Source organism: Tritonibacter sp. SIMBA_163 (assembly GCF_046535935.1).
Classification (GTDB): Bacteria; Pseudomonadota; Alphaproteobacteria; order Rhodobacterales; family Rhodobacteraceae; genus Epibacterium; species Epibacterium scottomollicae.
Window position 1 is genome coordinate 1 of sequence record NZ_JAWJBP010001570.1, and the last position, 228, is coordinate 228.

Annotated in this window: 1 pseudogene; it reads right to left on the minus strand. The window is 44.3% G+C overall.

Going from position 1 to position 228, the window contains the following annotated elements:
- Positions 1 to 218: pseudogene (locus tag R0J92_RS27545) on the minus strand (hypothetical protein); the annotation flags it as partial.
- Between the last annotated feature and the right edge of the window lie 10 nt (positions 219 to 228).

The window sequence follows — 228 nt, forward strand, 5'->3', positions numbered from 1 at the left end:
ATAGCAGGGTTGACGGCTACTACTGCTTTCCCAAAAACTTTTCCATAGTAGCCGAGAAAGTCCGTGAATTGACCAACGGTCAAAGCAGGCGCCTTCCGTTTAGGAAGGCGTAATCTTTGACTCCAAGCAGCATCAGAAATGGATTTGGCTAAGTTACGATTTTTGACTAAATTAGCAACCCTTAAGTCTTCGTACACCAAGACATCGTTAGATGTCACTAACGCCTGA